Annotated in this window: 19 protein-coding genes and 1 pseudogene; 6 read left to right on the top strand and 14 right to left on the bottom strand. The window is 50.9% G+C overall.

Annotated features, from left to right (window positions below; translation table 11 throughout):
• Window positions 1-290, bottom strand: a pseudogene (locus EFBL_RS21430) (Sec-dependent nitrous-oxide reductase); the annotation flags it as partial.
• A gap of 30 nt (window positions 291-320) precedes the next feature.
• Entirely contained in the window at window positions 321-776 is a 456-nt protein-coding gene (locus EFBL_RS16205) for a cytochrome C (protein WP_096183139.1), read from the bottom strand.
• A 345-nt stretch (window positions 777-1,121) separates the two neighbouring features.
• Between EFBL_RS16205 and EFBL_RS16200 the strand changes: the two genes are divergently transcribed.
• The 5 genes from EFBL_RS16200 to EFBL_RS16180 all read left to right on the top strand — a co-directional run bounded on the left by EFBL_RS16200 (window position 1,122) and on the right by EFBL_RS16180 (window position 6,187).
• The gene (locus tag EFBL_RS16200; RefSeq protein WP_165912471.1) at window positions 1,122-1,868 is read left to right on the top strand and encodes a YwiC-like family protein; all 747 of its coding nucleotides are present in this window, start codon (window positions 1,122-1,124) and stop codon (window positions 1,866-1,868) included.
• A 130-nt stretch (window positions 1,869-1,998) separates the two neighbouring features.
• Window positions 1,999-3,552, top strand: coding sequence for a spore germination protein (locus EFBL_RS16195; protein WP_096183135.1), 1,554 nt, complete (start codon window positions 1,999-2,001; stop codon window positions 3,550-3,552).
• Window positions 3,553-3,597: 45 nt separating this feature from the next.
• Window positions 3,598-4,707 carry a GerAB/ArcD/ProY family transporter gene (locus tag EFBL_RS16190; RefSeq protein WP_172899733.1) on the top strand — a complete coding sequence of 370 codons (1,110 nt, stop codon included), beginning with the start codon at window positions 3,598-3,600 and terminating at the stop codon, window positions 4,705-4,707.
• On the top strand, window positions 4,704-5,963 hold the full coding sequence (locus tag EFBL_RS16185; RefSeq protein WP_096183134.1) for a Ger(x)C family spore germination protein: 1,260 nt from the start codon (window positions 4,704-4,706) through the stop codon (window positions 5,961-5,963). Before EFBL_RS16190 ends, EFBL_RS16185 begins: the two co-directional genes overlap by 4 nt.
• Window positions 5,960-6,187 (top strand): hypothetical protein, encoded by a 228-nt coding sequence (locus tag EFBL_RS16180; RefSeq protein ID WP_096183132.1) that lies wholly within the window; start codon window positions 5,960-5,962, stop codon window positions 6,185-6,187. The genes EFBL_RS16185 and EFBL_RS16180 overlap by 4 nt, the downstream gene beginning before the upstream one ends.
• A gap of 70 nt (window positions 6,188-6,257) precedes the next feature.
• Here the strand turns inward: EFBL_RS16180 and EFBL_RS16175 are convergent, their stop codons facing one another.
• Window positions 6,258-7,106 (bottom strand): hypothetical protein, encoded by an 849-nt coding sequence (locus EFBL_RS16175; protein ID WP_131927657.1) that lies wholly within the window; start codon window positions 7,104-7,106, stop codon window positions 6,258-6,260.
• A gap of 216 nt (window positions 7,107-7,322) precedes the next feature.
• Between EFBL_RS16175 and EFBL_RS16170 the strand changes: the two genes are divergently transcribed.
• A complete protein-coding gene (locus EFBL_RS16170) occupies window positions 7,323-9,638 on the top strand; it encodes a nitric-oxide reductase large subunit (protein ID WP_096183128.1) in 2,316 nt (771 codons plus the stop codon).
• 100 nt (window positions 9,639-9,738) lie between these two features.
• Here EFBL_RS16170 and EFBL_RS16165 read toward each other — a convergent pair whose 3' ends face one another.
• The 11 genes from EFBL_RS16165 to EFBL_RS16120 form a co-directional block, all read right to left on the bottom strand.
• Window positions 9,739-10,431, bottom strand: coding sequence for a Crp/Fnr family transcriptional regulator (locus EFBL_RS16165; protein ID WP_096183259.1), 693 nt, complete (start codon window positions 10,429-10,431; stop codon window positions 9,739-9,741).
• Window positions 10,432-10,618: 187 nt separating this feature from the next.
• A complete protein-coding gene (locus tag EFBL_RS21425; RefSeq protein WP_231705835.1) occupies window positions 10,619-10,768 on the bottom strand; it encodes an S-layer homology domain-containing protein in 150 nt (49 codons plus the stop codon).
• Window positions 10,750-10,968 carry a hypothetical protein gene (locus EFBL_RS21420; RefSeq protein ID WP_231705834.1) on the bottom strand — a complete coding sequence of 73 codons (219 nt, stop codon included), beginning with the start codon at window positions 10,966-10,968 and terminating at the stop codon, window positions 10,750-10,752. The genes EFBL_RS21425 and EFBL_RS21420 overlap by 19 nt, the downstream gene beginning before the upstream one ends.
• 143 nt (window positions 10,969-11,111) lie before the next feature.
• A complete protein-coding gene (locus EFBL_RS16155) occupies window positions 11,112-11,618 on the bottom strand; it encodes a TlpA family protein disulfide reductase (protein ID WP_096183124.1) in 507 nt (168 codons plus the stop codon).
• The gene (locus EFBL_RS16150; RefSeq protein WP_096183122.1) at window positions 11,615-11,758 is read right to left on the bottom strand and encodes a CcmD family protein; all 144 of its coding nucleotides are present in this window, start codon (window positions 11,756-11,758) and stop codon (window positions 11,615-11,617) included. Before EFBL_RS16150 ends, EFBL_RS16155 begins: the two co-directional genes overlap by 4 nt.
• Before the next feature lie 38 nt (window positions 11,759-11,796).
• Complete coding sequence (locus EFBL_RS16145; RefSeq protein WP_096183120.1) at window positions 11,797-12,498, bottom strand: cytochrome c biogenesis protein; 702 nt, start codon at window positions 12,496-12,498, stop codon at window positions 11,797-11,799.
• Window positions 12,499-12,502: 4 nt separating this feature from the next.
• Complete coding sequence (locus tag EFBL_RS16140; RefSeq protein WP_096183118.1) at window positions 12,503-13,186, bottom strand: heme exporter protein CcmB; 684 nt, start codon at window positions 13,184-13,186, stop codon at window positions 12,503-12,505.
• Window positions 13,186-13,893 carry a heme ABC exporter ATP-binding protein CcmA gene (gene ccmA, locus EFBL_RS16135; RefSeq protein ID WP_096183116.1) on the bottom strand — a complete coding sequence of 236 codons (708 nt, stop codon included), beginning with the start codon at window positions 13,891-13,893 and terminating at the stop codon, window positions 13,186-13,188. Before ccmA ends, EFBL_RS16140 begins: the two co-directional genes overlap by 1 nt.
• A 9-nt stretch (window positions 13,894-13,902) precedes the next feature.
• Entirely contained in the window at window positions 13,903-14,895 is a 993-nt protein-coding gene (locus tag EFBL_RS16130; RefSeq protein ID WP_096183115.1) for a hypothetical protein, read from the bottom strand.
• Between the two features lie 4 nt (window positions 14,896-14,899).
• Complete coding sequence (locus tag EFBL_RS16125; RefSeq protein ID WP_096183113.1) at window positions 14,900-15,298, bottom strand: hypothetical protein; 399 nt, start codon at window positions 15,296-15,298, stop codon at window positions 14,900-14,902.
• Between the two features lie 12 nt (window positions 15,299-15,310).
• A partial coding sequence (locus tag EFBL_RS16120; RefSeq protein ID WP_172899732.1) for a cytochrome c-type biogenesis protein CcmH occupies window positions 15,311-15,675 on the bottom strand: 365 nt, incomplete at its 5' end.

The following is a 15,675-nucleotide window of genomic DNA, read 5'->3' as shown; positions in this document are numbered from 1 at the left end:
TTTGATTTCTTGTCCCAGCCGTATCCCGTTGCGGCATCCGGAGTAAATACCGGCACGGTACGGATTCTGCGCATCGATGGTACGCCGTAGACAAAGAGCTGCCCGGAGTGTCCGCCGGAAGCGAACAGATAATACTCATCCTGTTTGCCAAACGGGACATACACTTTCTCGGCGTCACTAGAGGCGTTGGCTACCGTCTTCTCCCCCATGTCCGTGTTTGCAAAAAAGACTCCGGCTGTCAGAAACCCGGCCAGCAAACCGGATATTGCCGGAATGATTCCTTTTTTCATGATGACACCACCTTGAGTAATAGGTTTGCTTTACTTCTTTTCCGAAGCAGCTTTCAAGGCTTGAATAACAGCATTTCGTTCCTCGTCCTTCAAGGGTTTGCCTCCGATTACACCTGACATGACCGCTGATGTAGGCTTCTTCAGAAATTCCTCAAGCGATACGCCGTGCTTGCCCTTTACATTGACGTAGGCTTGGGAAAGATCTGGCCCGGTGACACCCCCTTTGATGTTTAAGGACGATACGGCATGGCAACCGGTGCATCCTAATTGGGAAAGAATTTTCCCCTCGTCTGCAGATGTTGTCTGCTGGGGTTGTGTTTTTGTCCCTCCCCCTTGCTCTTTGCTGTCTGTTTGTTGCGTCTGTTTTGCATTATCCGTCTTGACCTGTTGCGCGGCTTCTTTGGGGGTGTCTTGCTTGAATACCAGGTACCCTCCCCCGAAAGCGACCGCAAAAGCGAGTGCAAAGATTCCCAGATTCTTGTACATAAGAACCTCCTTTGCTTTAGAGATGGAAATTAATAGTTACATCCCTAAGGTAGCACAGAATTTTAACCCACTTGTGATCTAGGTCACACATTCACAAATTGTTTATATTTGAGCTTCATATATGTTCATTTAAGTGTCACAAACGCTTAAAATCAATCCGGGAATCTACTGATTCTAATCTGGAAACACCCCTGATTGTTTAGATGCGATTCTCCCGAGTTCCCTCCAAAAACACCCTGAGTGACAAAAATCACCAAGTCAGTGTGGCAGCTGTCATTCCCTGTCTCTTTCCCGTTTCGTAGAATAAAGGTACAATCGTATAAGATGACTGAGCAGGTGATTCGGATGAAAGCGGTAATTCCAAGGGAACACGGGGCTTGGGGAATGTTGTTCGCCCCGCTGCTTGTGGGAATGTTTGCGGGGGGTCTTGCTGCTTCCCATGTTTTGTTGGTGCTAAGTATGTTGGGTGTTTACCTTGCTTCATATCCTCTGATTCAATGGTTTAAGAATCCCAAACGCAATGCCCATTTGAGAGGATGGATTCTTGGGTACGGAGCGGCATCGGCGGTTCTTGGACTTCCGCTTGTGTATTTGTATCCAAAACTGGTGTGGCTCGCCCTTCCGGCAGCCGTTGTGCTGATGATCAATATCGGCTTTGCCGTTCGCAAGCAGGAACGCCACATTCTAAACGACCTGGTGGCAATCAGCGGGTTGTCACTTGGCGGCGTAGCTGCATACTACGTCTCCACAAACGGTTTTGACCTGACATCCGGGGTTATCTGGCTTTCCTGTTTTCTGGTTTTCACCGGAAGCGTGCTGCACGTGAAGAGCCTGATCCGGGAAAAAGGAAACCGTACCATAAAGGCAGCGGCCAATATATATCATGTGCTCTTGGTTGCATTGCCAATTGCGGCGGAATTTGCTTTTCCCGAGCTGCTTCCTTACAAATGGATGTCGCTGGCATTCGCTTTTTCCGCGATCAAAGTATGGGTAACTCCATTCAACAAGCCGATGCGTTCCCTCACCATCGGAATGATTGAAATTGCCAACACCGTTTGGTTCGCCATCTCGGCAGGCATTGTGCTTCATTGATTCGCAGATGCGCATCTGCTTCACAAAAAGGCAAAATCCGGTCCTTGGACCGGATTTTCTCATTTAGGCATGATTTTTCCTGAATAACGCATCCTAATTTAGTAACCAGGCAGAAAGGGGGCTGTTGCTGATGATCCGCAAGTGGTTTCGAAAAATCAAACCGGTCAATACCGAGCAGCCACCTACTGTTCAACAGGATCCGCTTTCCACGGATTTCAACCAAAATCTGCAGGTTCTGCGATTGCTTTATGACAATTGCAAGGATGTTGTCTTTCGACCGTTCCTGGTCGGCGGAGGGACAAAAGCGGCTTTGATTTATATCGACGGTCTGTCCAACATTCAGGAAATTGATTCGAATGTACTTGCCCCGCTGATGCAGGAGACGGCAACCGGGCTGCAAAACCTGAGTGTGATTTTTGAAAAACTGATACCGGTTACCAAGATCAAGGAAGTCAAGACAGTTGCCGACTGTGTGGAACAAATTTCGATCGGCAACCCGGTGCTTCTGCTCGAACAGGAAAATCGGGGATTGGCTCTGGGACTGGCCAAGTGGGAGAAACGTTCGATTGAAGAACCGTCGGCAGAAGCGGCAGTTCGGGGGCCGCGCGACGGATTCACCGAAACATTGGGGGTCAACACCTCTCTGTTGCGGCGAAGGATCCGCAGTCCCGAACTGAAAATGCAATCGATGCAAATCGGACGCTATACCCGGACCGAGATCGTGATCGCTTATATGGAGGGGATTGCCGATCCCACCCTGATCGAAGAGGTCCGCAAGCGGTTGCGGAGAGTCGATATCGACGGGGTCCTGGAGAGCGGGTATATCGAGGAAATGATTGAGGACAATCCCTATTCCCCTTTTCCGCAAGTCCTCAATACGGAACGGGTGGATGTTGCCGCTGCATGTCTGCTGGAAGGGCGTGTGGTGATTCTGGTGGACGGCACTCCGTTTGTCCTGATTGCACCGGTTACCCTCTATTCCTTGCTGCAGTCGGCGGAAGACTACTATCAGCGGTTTTTGATCAGCTCGGCAATTCGCTGGTTGCGCTACTTCTTTTTCGTGGTCTCGCTTCTGCTTCCCTCGGTCTATGTTGCGATCATCACGTTCCATCAGGAGATGGTGCCAACCACCCTCCTGATCAGTATGGCACGGTCGCGGGAAGAGATTCCGTTTCCGGCGCTGGTCGAAGCTCTGACCATGGAATTCATTTTTGAAGCGCTGCGTGAAGCGGGTATCAGGCTGCCCAAACAGATCGGCGCTGCCATCAGTATTGTCGGGGCTCTTGTCATCGGTGAGGCAGCCGTCTCCGCCGGTCTGGTGTCTGCGCCAATGGTCATGGTGGTGGCGATTACGGGAGTCGCCTCTTTTACGATCCCTCGTTACACCGCAGGAATCGCACTGCGGATGCTGCGTTTTCCGATCATGCTGCTGGCGGGGAGTTTGGGATTGCTTGGGATCATGCTTGGGATCATTGCCATCGTGGTCCATCTCTGCACCCTCCGTTCTTTCGGTGTTCCGTATTTAAGTCCGAATGCCCCGATGAATGGCCGCGACATGAAAGACGTGATGATGCGGGCTCCCTGGTGGATGCTGAACACAAGACCACATTTGACAGGTGATTCCAATATATACAGGCAAGCTCCCGACCAGAAACCGGGTCCGTTCCGAGGGGACGAACAGTAGAGAGACAAGCGGGATTCGTGAAACCACCCGAGGAGGGAGAGAAGAATGATCGAGAAAGGCAAAATCTCATCTCTGCAGATGGCAATCCTGATGTATCCGACCATCCTGGCGACCGCGATTCTCCTGGTTCCGGCCATCACGGCCAGGCATGCGGAGCGTGACATGTGGTTGTCCCCGATTTGGGCGTCTCTCATCGGATTTCTTACCGTATATATCGCCTACCGGTTAAACAGGATCTACCCGAAAGAGACGATCATCGAATACGGGGAGCACATTCTTGGCAGGATTTCGGGAAAAGCGATCGGACTTGTTTTTTTATTCTTTTACCTGCACACTAGCGGAATCATCCTGAGGGAGTATGGGGAGTTTATCAACGGTAAATTTCTTCTCCGAACCCCGATGATTGTCACAATCGGAAGCATGATGCTGGTAACTGCATTCGCTGTGCGCAGCGGGGTGGAAGTATTGGGAAGGATATCCCAGATCTTCGTACCGATTAATATCCTGCTTTTGGTTCTGTTGAATCTTCTGCTCTTTCCCGAGCTAAAAACGAAGCATATGCTTCCCGTCATGGAAAAGGGCATTATGCCCTCCGTCATGGGGGCGGTAACACCGCAGAGCTGGTTTAGCGAATTCTTTCTTGCCTCTTTTTTGTATCCTTTTTTGACAGATCGGGAAAAAGGCATGAAATGGGGCATGATCTCCGTTCTGGCCGTGATGTTGACCATGGTTGTCACCAATATTTTCACCCTGTTGTTGTTCGGGGAAATTACAGCCTCTTTGACCTTCCCGGTGATGGAATCTTCCAGATATATCAGTATTGCGGATTTTCTGGAACATATTGAGGCGGTTGTCATGGCCATCTGGGTGACAGGCACCTTTCTCAAAATCTCGGTGTTCTATTATGCCCTTTCACTTGGCACCGCTCAATGGCTGAACCTTTCCGATTACCGGCCGGTCGTGTTGCCGCTGGGGTTTCTTTTGGTCGTGTTCAGTATCTGGTCGGCCCCGAATCTGTCGGAATTGTCTCATTTCCTTGGAACATCGTGTTCTTTTTATCTGTCATCGGTGCAAACGGGTATCCCGGTCTTCCTGCTGCTTATCGCCACCTTGAGAAAAGGAAAGCGATCGGGAATGGAGGGACGCAAGAGATGAATGCCCCTTTCTTTCGGAAAACGGCAAGAACACTTCTCTTTTTCTCCCTTTGTACGGTTGTCCTCCCGCTTGCCGGCTGCTGGGACAGAAGGGAAATCAATGATGTGCTGGTGGTGGGCGGAGCTGGAATTGACAAAAAGGAAGACAAAATTGAACTGAGTGTTCAAATGGTCATTCCCAGAACCATGGACGGCGGACAGACTATGGGTGGAAGTGGCGGAAAAAGGGGAGGAGGAGAACAACCGACCGTGGTGAGGTCTGCAACCGGTGTTACGATTGCCGATGCGATGGCAAAATTGCAGGAAAAGATCCCACGCAAGATTTTCTGGGGCCAACAGAAGATCCTTGTCATCGGTGAAGGGTTGGCGAAGGAAGGCATTCGGGAGGAGATCGATTTCATTACACGCCATCCGGAACCCCGCTTGCGGATCTTAGTGTTTGTCAGCAAGGGCAAGGCGGCTGATATTCTGGAAATCCTCCCGCCGCTCGAACAATTCTCCGTGGAACAGATTCGGGAACTGGCGAAACTCCGGTTCGGGTTGGAGGTTACAACGAAAGATTTGCTGCAGATGTTACGGGGAGAGGCAGGGGCGGCTGTCCTTCCCTGGATTGAAGAAGAACCGCCAAGGCAGGACGGAGAGAAAAACAAAACCACGATCCGCCTGAACGGAAGCGCTGTTATTAAGAAGGACAAAATGATAGGCTACATCAATGACGAGATAACAAGGGGGGTTCTGTGGCTGCGAAACGAGATCAGACAAACGATGGTCACAATCGAGCCAAAAGAGGCGGAAGGACGTGTGTCACTCGAAATGCTGCGGGCCAATGTGGAACTCCTCCCGAAAATCGAAAACGGAAAATGGAAAATGACGGTTAAGGTTGTGACAGAAGACGATGTCGTGCAAAATGGCACTCCCCTGAACATGATGAATCCGACAGTTATAAAGATCTTGGAGAAAGAAGCGGCTTACGACCTTGAATACCGGATCCGAATGACGCTGGATGAAGTGCAGAAAGGGATGAAAGCGGACGTCTTCGGTTTCGGGGAGGCTTTTCACCGCAAATATCCGGAACAGTGGGCGACCGTGAAAGATCGCTGGGATAAGGTTTTTCCCAAGGTGGATGTGCAGCTTCACGCAAAGGTATACATACGCCGGCCGGGTCTGTCTACCGTGCCGCCGGCCGTGCCTGAAAAAGAAGTGAAAAAGAAGGAGAAAGAGATAAAAAAGAAAGAGAAAGAGGGCAAAGAAGAGTGAAATGGGGAGCAATACTCGGCGTGACGTTGATAGCAGGTCTGATGGCTTTGTACGAATGGCCGAAAATCGGCCAAAATCAAAAAAGGGAAAAAGTGGTGTTTGTGACTCTGACGGCAATGGGATGGGTGCTGGCGGTTCTGCTTGTATTCTTTCCGGACATACCCGGACCCACCCAGTTGATCGACGCGATCTTCAAACCGCTGGGCCAGATTCTGGAGAAATAGGCCGTTATTGGGAAAACCCGGCATCCTACAATGCCGGGTTTTGCATGGGGTTTCGCCGATCCGGAAAAGACTAGCTCTGTCCCTGCAATGTCTTCATCAGCTGCAGTTCCTGAAGCAAACGCAGCAAATCCTCCCCTTGATTCTGCTGCTGCCCGCCTTGCTGTTGGTTCTGCTGCTGCCGGTCTTGTTGCTGCTCCCCGCCTTGCTGGTTTTGACTTTGTTGCTGCTTCTGACCTTGTTGGAAATCCTGTTGTGTCTTGTCCGACTGCGACATTTGCTCAATCAATTTCACCATTTGCAGGTGTTTTACCAACTCGATGGATTCAGTTCCCCGCAGGATCTCCAGCAGGGCCATCTGCTGCAGCAGATTATTGTCTTTCTGCTGATTCTTCTGGCCGATCTTGATGGTACCCCGTTTGTTCTTCTTGTCATCCCCTTTCGTCAAGAGCTGAATCAGTTGCAACTTCGTCAAGAGGTCTTGATCTCCCGCCTGGTTTTGCTGAACTTGCGTTTGTGCCTGGGAAGTGGATTGCATCGGAACGGTTTGAGCTTGAATGTTTCCAGGAGCCTCCTCCTCCAACGGCAGGAAATCCTGATTCGAACGGCTTTCGAGAAGTTTCTCCAGGTAGTCGGCGTTTTTGGGGTCCGTACAGACAAACGCTTCCTGCGATCCGGCATCGATGATAAAGAAACTGCCCGAGCCGAAACTGTCCTCCAGTTGAATTGCTCCGTTCGCATTTTCCATCTCCTTTTGTTCCTTGGAACTTAAGGGAAGTTTGGGAATCTCCCTGGTCACGGCCATTGCAACCTGGCGGGATACACGAGACACGTTCAGCGCATGCACGATTGAATCATGTATGAGAGCATACAGCGGGAGCGACATTGCCTGACATGTACGATTCATAATATCGTTACTCATACAGTTCATCCCTTCAGAATTCAATCTGATCTTAGATTTTCCCAATGTGTCCTGGATTTGCCGCGGGAAAAATTTCCTCCTCTGCCAAAATACATATAACTATTTGACGGGAATTTTAACTTATGACAAAAATCACAGATTCCCGTTGAGCTTTCTCACATCGTAATTGTTGACTAATTTAGTAAGCTATAGACAGATCGAGAGGAGGAAACCATTATGAAACCGGAACTGGGAGGCCCGAGACCGGGACTCGGCAAGAAAACAAACTCCATATTGAAACAGATTCTGATACTCACGCTGATTGTCAGCTTCAGCGTGCTCCTGTTCGGCGGGTATGCCATCTATAAAAATACGGCTCCCGAACCGGAGCGGATTGTGACACAAGATGGCCTTGTACTTACCACTTATGAACAAATCAAAGGAGGCCAGGCCGTATACCAAAAATACGGCCTGATGGACTGGGGCACGACCCTCGGACACGGTTCCTATCTGGGGCCTGATTTTACTGCGGAAGCCCTTCATATCTATTTGACAGGGATGCATGAACATTATGCAAAGGAGCTTCACAAAACCGAATTCGCCAAGTTGACTCAGGAACAGCAGAATGTGATCATCGAGAAGGTCAAACTGGAAGCAAGGGAAAACCGTTATGACGCGGCAACCGGTACTCTTACCCTGACTGCGGCCCAGGCGGCCGGCCTGGAAAAAGTCCGCGCCCACTACAAAGAAATGTTTACCAAAGGAGATTTCAAAGCGGGGCTCCCGGAAAATCTGATACGGGAAGAGCACATGCCCGCAACTGGACGGAACTATGTAGCAGAAGGTGACCAGCTTCAGCAGATTGCCGATTTCTTCTTCTGGACCGCCTGGCTGTCTTCAACGGAACGTCCCGGATTGAACTATACTTACACCAATAACTGGCCTTATGAAGAATATGCAGGCAACGGTCCTTCCTACAGTTCCATGTGGTGGAGTGCAGTCAGTGTAGTTCTTCTGATCCTCTTCACCGGTGTGATCCTTTATTTCTACAAGCGTTACAACTTTGAAATGGAAGAAGCTTATGAACCGGGCAAGTTTCCGAAAATCTCACTCAAGAACATTGCCATTTATCCGAGCCAGCGAAAAGCGGCCAAATATTTCCTCGTCGTTACCTTGTTGTTCCTGGTGCAGTCGCTGCTTGGTGCGGCACTCGCCCACTATTATGTAGAGGGCAACGGTTTTTACGGCTTTGACATCTCGACGTTGTTGCCTTTCAGCGCAGCAAAAGGTTATCACTTGCAGCTCGCCATCTTCTGGATCGCAACCGCCTGGTTGGCAATGGGAATCTACGTGGCGCCGCTGGTCAGCGGCAGGGAACCGAAAGGGCAAGGTCTTCTGGTCGACATCCTGTTCTGGGCCTTGATTGTCGTGGTTGCCGGAAGCATGATCGGGGAATGGCTTGGGGTCAAAGGATATCTGGGCAACCTGTGGTTCCTGCTCGGGCATCAGGGTTGGGAATATCTCGAACTCGGCCGCATCTGGCAGATCCTGCTGGCCACCGGCCTTGGCATCTGGCTGTTTATTGTGGGCCGGGGACTGAAAGACGCCCTGAAATCGGAAGAAGACAAAGGCGGACTTGTCCACCTGCTGTTCTACAGTTCGATCGCGGTTGTATTCTTCTACCTGTTTGCCTTCCTGATTAACCCGGGCACCCACCTTACCTACGCCGACTACTGGCGGTGGTGGATCATCCACCTCTGGGTGGAAGGTATTTTTGAAGTGTTCGCCGTGGTGGTTATCGGCTTCCTGATGGTGCAAATGGGTCTGGTGACGAAAAAGTCGACCGTACGCGCTCTGCTCTTCCAGTTCACCATCCTGCTGGGAAGCGGTGTGATCGGCACCGGTCACCACTACTACTGGGTTGGGGTTCCTGACTTCTGGATCGCGTTGGGTGCGGTATTTTCCGCGCTGGAAGTGATTCCGTTGACCCTCTTGATCCTTGAGGCATGGGGACAGTACAAAATCATGAAAGACGGCGGAGCGGATTTCCCTTACAAAGGCTCCTTCTCCTTCCTGATCTCGGTGGCGATCTGGAACCTGGTGGGTGCAGGCGGCCTGGGCTTCCTGATCAACATGCCGATTGTAAGCTACTACCAGCACGGTACGCAATTGACACCCGCTCACGGACACGGGGCGATGGTTGGGGTCTACGGATTCTTCTCCGTTGCGATCATGCTTTACACCATGCGCAACCTTGTGAAACCGGAAGCCTGGAATGAACGTCTGGAGAAATTCTCCGTCTGGGCTCTCAACATCGGGCTTGCCGGAATGATTGCCATCACCCTGCTGCCCATGGGCTTCCTGCAACTGAAGAAATCCTATACGGACGGTTTCTGGGCGGCACGGGCGTTCGAGTTCTACCAGGATTCCACAGTCAACCTGCTGCTCTGGCTGCGAATCATACCGGACTCCGTCTTCCTTCTGGGAATCCTTCCGCTGGTTCTTCTGATGTGGAAAGCCATGCGGAACCTGCGCCCGGTGGATAAGCAATAACATAATAAATATATAAAAAATAAGGGAATCGGCGATTTTGCCGGTTCCCTTGTCTTACTTGTTTTTATTGGCGACCCTCAGTTACTTTTGGACAGTTTCCTCAAATCCTCAGTTGCTTCTCCAGCCTGTCGAGATTCACCAGCAAATAATGATCCGCTGTCGTTTCCAACGCACCCGCCTTTTTCAGTTGGCTGAGGGTGCGGCTGACCGTCTCCCGGGAGGTGCCGATCATGTTGGCCAGCTCTTGGTTGGTAAAAGGTACAGTCAATCGGATGCAGTCCCCGTCCTGAACTCCGTGCAGGCGGGACAAACGGATCAGCAGCAGAACAATCCGTCCAAAGGTGTCATGCATAACCATCTCTTCCAGACGGCCCTGCAGCTCAATGATCTTCCCTTCCATCACGGACAGCAGCTTCAAACTTAGCGCCGGATTCTGTTCCAGCAGCGCCCGCAGCTTTGCTGTCGGCAGCGCCAGCAGAACCCCTTTCTCGATCATCACAGAATGGGCAGGATAGTTCACTCCCCGGAAAATTCCCACATGCGGGAACATCTCGCCCGCTTCCAGCACGTTGACAATTTGTTCGCGTCCGTGTTCATCCGTCCGGTAAATCTTGACCTTTCCGCTTGCGATAAAATACACATATTCAAGCGGTTCTCCCTGCATGAACACTACCATTCGCTCAACCAGCGAACGGCGGATCAGCAACTGGTTGATTTTGGCCAATTCGTTCTCTTCCAGATCGCGAAAGAATGAGATTTTCTTAAGCAGTTCAAGGGAATCGTGTTTCTCCAAGCCTGCATTCTCCTTCTCCAAAATTGGGTTCTCTTTCATATAGCCATAGCCGCCGTAAATTTGCAATCCTTCTTCCGTAACAAAATTAAGTAATAATCTGCATAATAAATCGCAGCATGATCCACCGCTGGAAAACGAAAATAAGGGATTCAGAATCCCTTATTTCAACCTGCGATCAAGGATTTTTTTACCAGTATTGTCTTTCACCAATCGGTTGGTCGGTTTTGCCCTGCAGATGAACCAGTCGCATGATGACGGAAGCCGCTTGTGCGCGTGAAACCTGTTCCTGCGGTTTGAACCAGCCGTCAGATCCGTTCATCAAGCCAAGACGCGACACCAGGGCAACAGCGCCTTTTGACTTGAGTTGGTCCGCATCCTTGAATGCGGTTTGGCTTCCGAAACCACCGTTTGGCTTCCGACTTGAAAGAAGGTTGTGGAACCAGCTGCATAAGCGCCGGTCTGTACCAGAGACAAGCTCACCATCGGGATTACAAAGAAAGATCCGGCCCGCTTCCAGTTGATTTTTTTAACCCTCATTACATCCCCTCCTTTTGTTTAAAAAACGTTAATTCCGTTGCATCACACTTATAATTGTAATTCAGTTGCCAGGTAGTTTCCAGCTTTTTCCCAAGAACTTTTCTTGACATGCAAAAAGGGACTGCATCACAGCCCCTTCCTTCTTACTCGTATTTCTTTACCATCTGCACCAGAGAATCGAACGTGACAGGGCCCTTGATATGCTCCCGGATAATCCCCTGTCTGTCAATGACAAAAGTCTCCGGTTGACCTACAACTCCGTATTTTTTGGCCAGTGAGTCATCAATGTCCAGCAGATAAGTGGAGGTTGACTTTTTCTCCTGCACAAACTTCTGAACGCGTTCCTTTGGTTCCTGCCGGTCAATGATCAGCAGCTTGGCTTTGTCTTTGTAGGCGTCTTCAAACTTTTGCAGTTCGGGAGCCTCTTCAATACAGGGCGGACACCAGGTGGTGAAGAAATTCAGGACGACCACTTTTCCTTTATAGTCGGACAGTTTAATCTGCTTGCCTGTCAAATCTTCCCGCTGGAAATCATAAGCTGGCATCCCTACCTTGACCGCTTCGGTCTTGCCCTTGAATCCAAGAAAAGCATAAACAAACAGCCCGACGACAACTGCCAGGACCAGAGTCGTCACGAAACGGCGGTTCAATTGAGATCCCTTCCTTCACCGACCATTTCCGTCAACATCTTCAATTCCTGCTGCAGTTTCTTCTGACGATTCCCCTGCAGCAACAGGTACCCCGCCAACAGCACCCAAATTACAGTGTAGGCGGCAGCCAAATATTCCATTGTCCTCTCCTCCTTCTCGTTACTGCTGCAGCTTTGGCTCAAACTGAGATCCCGCTTCGCAGCTTTTGCTTGATGGCATCAACCCGGATTCTCATGGACTCAAGAGTGACTCCGCGCTGCAGCAAAAATGTATACAGAACCGTCAGCGACACTACGCAGAAGATCAAGGTAAACAGCATTTCGGGTGCGATACCGCCGCCCTTCTGGTCAACGCCTTCCCCGAATACAATCGGATGGAACTTGGTACGCCACCAACGAATGGCCATAAACACAATCGGAACATCAACAAACCCGATAATGCCGAAGACGGCGGACAGCCTCGCTTTCTTGTCCCAGGCGCCATCCATCTTCCTGACCATCAGATAGGCCAGATAAATGAACCAGAGAATCAGGGTCGTGGTAAGCCGGGGTTCCCATGACCACCAGGTATTCCAGGAGGAACGCCCCCAGATCGGTCCCGTTATGAGAACAATGGTCGTAAACAGCACTCCGATCTCCGCCGACACATAGGCAATCGTGTCATATGTGCGTTTTCGGGTGACAAGAAAGGCAATGCTGCAGACAAACACCACCGCAAACGCCAGGAAAGCGTTCCAGGCGGATGCAACATGGAAGTAGAATATTTTCTGCACAGGCCCCATGACCTTCTCCACCGGGGACCAAATGAACACCAGGTACAGGCTGATTGAGATCAGCACGAAGGAGGCAGCGCCCAGAACTTTGTGAATCATGCTTTTCATCCGACTACACCTCCATCAGATATTCGAACAGAATCAGGGCAGCGACCAGGAAGATCAGATCATAGGCGGCCAGGAACTTCATCCAGTTGTAAACGACTGCCATCTGGTCACTTCCAGCCAAAACAAGTTTGGTGGATTGGACCGCCCCGATCAGAATCGGTGTGATCACCGGGAACAGCACAATCGGCAGCAGCATCTCGCTGCTTTTGGAATTGGCCGAAAGTGCAGCCATGAATGTTCCGACTATAATAAAGCCTGTTGTGCCAAGAACCAGTATGACGAGAAAAGGCAGCAGCTCCCCTTGCCACCTGTAATCAAACAGAAGGAACAAGATAGGAACCGACAGGAGTTCCACGATTGCCACCAAGGCCAGGTTGGCAATCAACTTGCCAAGGTAGATGGCGGACGGGTCTGCAGGAGCTGCCAACAGGCCTGTCAAATTGTCGTTTTTCTTCTCCAGCATGAAAGACCGGTTCAGCCCCAGAATTCCGGAAAAAACGGCGATTACCCAAATGAGTCCGGGCACCACGTTGCGAACCGTGTTATTGGTCGGGTCAAAGGCGAAACTGAACACCACGATCACCAGACCTGCAAAAATCAGCATGGTGCCGATCATTTCCTTGGTTCTCAACTCGGAAGCCAGGTCTTTCCAGGCAATCGCCCAGACTGCGTTAAGATAGTTTGCCATCAGCCCGCCACCTGCTTCCGGTAGAGCGTGAAAAGTTCTTCCTGTTCCAGTTGGCCTGTTGAGAGATCGTCCGCCAGCTTTCCGTTTCGAACAATCAGGATCCTTTCACACACTTCAAGGGCATGTTCAAAGTCATGCGTTACCATGATGATCGTTCCGTTCTCTGCTTTCAAGCTGTCTATCAACCGGTTCAGCAGGTCACAAGCTTCCCGGTCAAGTCCTGTGTGCGGTTCATCCAGCAGGAGAATCTGCGGTCTGTGCAGGATTGCCCTCGCAATCGACAATCTCTGGATCATTCCCCGGGAAAACAGGCGAACCGGTTCATCCCGAAAGTGGTAAAGGCCGACTTTCCTGAGCAATTCCTCGATCCTTTCGCGCAATTGGGGAACCCGGTACATCTTTCCGTAGAAAGCCAGATTCTGGGCAGCTGTCAAGTGATCGTAAAGAAGACTGTTATGGGGCAGGTACCCGATCATCCGCTTGATGGCCGCACCATCATCCGCTACCCGTTTCCCCTGAATCAGCAGTTCTCCCTCTGTCGGTTTCACCAGTGTCGACAGGATCTTCAACAGCGTACTCTTGCCGGCCCCATTGGGGCCAAGCACGGCAACCGATTCTCCCGCCCGGATATTGATGTCGATCCCGCGAAGGATCATTTTCTCCCCCGCTGACTTGCACAACTGTCTGGCCGATATTATGGGAGTCATGGGCTTCACCTACTTTACAAATTCCAGCAGTTTCCGTTTGACTTCAACCAGCTGTGATTTGTATGCCTTTTTCCGGAGTTGGTAGTCCTCATCCGACAACTCCGCCCGGTCGTAAGAGTCTTCCAGCTCCACCAGTTTGTTAAGGAGCACCTTCTGTTTCAAATACAATTGTTGAAAAATCTCCTCTTCTGCCTCCAGCCACCCGTTGTTCGATGCGAACTTCCACTTTCGGTAGCCATAGTAACCTACAGCAAAAGCCAGGATGCTCCCAAACACGATCAGCAGGATATGAGGATTGAATTCCCGCAGGGGCGATTGGTACCACATCCGGATATGCCCCGGGTTGTGGAAAGCGGGAGCCGTCCGGGTCACCTGACCTGCCTTCTCCCCCTGCCTGGAGGTGTTTTCAGCCGTTGGCAGAAGAATCATGTCCAACTGCAGTCCCGGTTGAATGGAGGCAGCGCTGTATACGTGGTAGTTTCTGCCCTGAAAGCTCATCGGCCCGTTGTCCTGCATCTGCTGGTTCTGCACAACCAGTTTGCTTTGGCCTTCCGGAACCATAACATTCAGGTTCTTCACCGGATAGGGACGATTGAACGAAAGCACGAAATGACCGCCTGACTCCGGAATCTTGTAAGCATAGGCAACGGTGGTTTCCCCTTTTGCCGGGATTTCTTTTACCGATTCCTCCATGGCCTTCAGATCTTTCGCACCCTTTGGCAGATCGTAGCGGAACTCGTCCGCTGCCGGATTCCCTGACCTGGCTGGCTGTCCTACCTTAACGGCTTTGTCGGACGGGTTCCGAACGTTGAGAATGTCCAGTACGCTTACTTCCGTCCCGCTTACCGACAGGATCAGATGCTCCATTTCAATTTCCAAGGGGGCCTCTTTGCCCGCTGCTGTGTTTGCAGCCGCATGTCCGGGCGTATTCGCCGCCAGAACCGCAATGGCAAGCCAACAGACTGCAAGTTTTGCGATGCGCCCGAATCGGTTTTCTGTCATGACACTATTCCTCCCGGTTTCCGCGTCTCGCTTTTTGCCGCAATGCGGTAACCTCCGCTTCGATCTCCCGTTCAATTCTCTTCTCCAATTCACTTGCCCCGCCTGGCTGTGTTCGGCCGCCAGACGTATTTATAGCAGAATCCGTCTGCTGCATCACCTGGACTGCGAGTGCCTTGTACCGGTCAGTCAGCAGCTTGTAATCCTGTTCCGACAATTTGTTCATTTTGTATTCAAACTCAATTTCATTTAAAGTACTGAGCACCGTCTCTTTGTCAAGCTCCGCGTTTGCGGCGCTGTCCACCTTCGGGGCAATCGGGGCAGCAGGCTGCAGAAACGGCCGCATGGTCAAAAACAGGGCGACTGCCAACATGAGAATAACCGTTATAATCGACAAAACGAGCATCGTGATCACACCTTACAAGTACTTTTTGCGTTCTTCCTCGATCATAGAATCGTAGATTTGCGATTGCAGCGGATCCGCCCCGGTGTTGACAGGCTGTGCAGAATGCAATGTCCGGTTTCGCCTGGTCCATTTGCGAAGGACCAGGAACACAGTAACAAGCCCCGCGATCATTATGACAAACGGCAGTATCCAGGCGGTCAGGCTGAATCCTTCTTTCAAGGGAGCCATCAGAATTTTTTCGCCGTAAGTGCTAAGGTAATACTGTTTGATTTCCTGGTTGCTCTTACCGTCAAGCATCATCTGGTCCACTTCGTTCTTGAAGGTTTGTGCGACACCGCAGCCGTCCTTTGAACCGTGATTGCATTCATACATGTTCT

Origin of the sequence: Effusibacillus lacus, assembly GCF_002335525.1 — a bacterium.
Taxonomy (GTDB): domain Bacteria; phylum Bacillota; class Bacilli; order Tumebacillales; family Effusibacillaceae; genus Effusibacillus; species Effusibacillus lacus.
The sequence above is the reverse complement of the archived record's forward strand: the minus strand, read 5'-3'. Positions and strand labels throughout refer to the sequence as shown.

Bases quoted from the DNA above. Each gene is read 5' to 3' on its own strand.
- EFBL_RS16205 (WP_096183139.1), bottom strand. From the start codon at position 776: ATGTACAAGAATCTGGGAATCTTTGCACTCGCTTTTGCGGTCGCTTTC.
- EFBL_RS16200 (WP_165912471.1), top strand. From the start codon at position 1,122: ATGAAAGCGGTAATTCCAAGGGAACACGGGGCTTGGGGAATGTTGTTC.
- EFBL_RS16195 (WP_096183135.1), top strand. From the start codon at position 1,999: ATGATCCGCAAGTGGTTTCGAAAAATCAAACCGGTCAATACCGAGCAG.
- EFBL_RS16190 (WP_172899733.1), top strand. From the start codon at position 3,598: ATGATCGAGAAAGGCAAAATCTCATCTCTGCAGATGGCAATCCTGATG.
- EFBL_RS16185 (WP_096183134.1), top strand. From the start codon at position 4,704: ATGAATGCCCCTTTCTTTCGGAAAACGGCAAGAACACTTCTCTTTTTC.
- EFBL_RS16175 (WP_131927657.1), bottom strand. From the start codon at position 7,106: ATGAGTAACGATATTATGAATCGTACATGTCAGGCAATGTCGCTCCCG.
- EFBL_RS16170 (WP_096183128.1), top strand. From the start codon at position 7,323: ATGAAACCGGAACTGGGAGGCCCGAGACCGGGACTCGGCAAGAAAACA.
- EFBL_RS21420 (WP_231705834.1), bottom strand. From the start codon at position 10,968: ATGAGGGTTAAAAAAATCAACTGGAAGCGGGCCGGATCTTTCTTTGTA.
- EFBL_RS16150 (WP_096183122.1), bottom strand. From the start codon at position 11,758: ATGGAATATTTGGCTGCCGCCTACACTGTAATTTGGGTGCTGTTGGCG.
- EFBL_RS16145 (WP_096183120.1), bottom strand. From the start codon at position 12,498: ATGAAAAGCATGATTCACAAAGTTCTGGGCGCTGCCTCCTTCGTGCTG.
- EFBL_RS16140 (WP_096183118.1), bottom strand. From the start codon at position 13,186: ATGGCAAACTATCTTAACGCAGTCTGGGCGATTGCCTGGAAAGACCTG.
- ccmA (WP_096183116.1), bottom strand. From the start codon at position 13,893: ATGACTCCCATAATATCGGCCAGACAGTTGTGCAAGTCAGCGGGGGAG.
- EFBL_RS16130 (WP_096183115.1), bottom strand. From the start codon at position 14,895: ATGACAGAAAACCGATTCGGGCGCATCGCAAAACTTGCAGTCTGTTGG.
- EFBL_RS16125 (WP_096183113.1), bottom strand. From the start codon at position 15,298: ATGCTCGTTTTGTCGATTATAACGGTTATTCTCATGTTGGCAGTCGCC.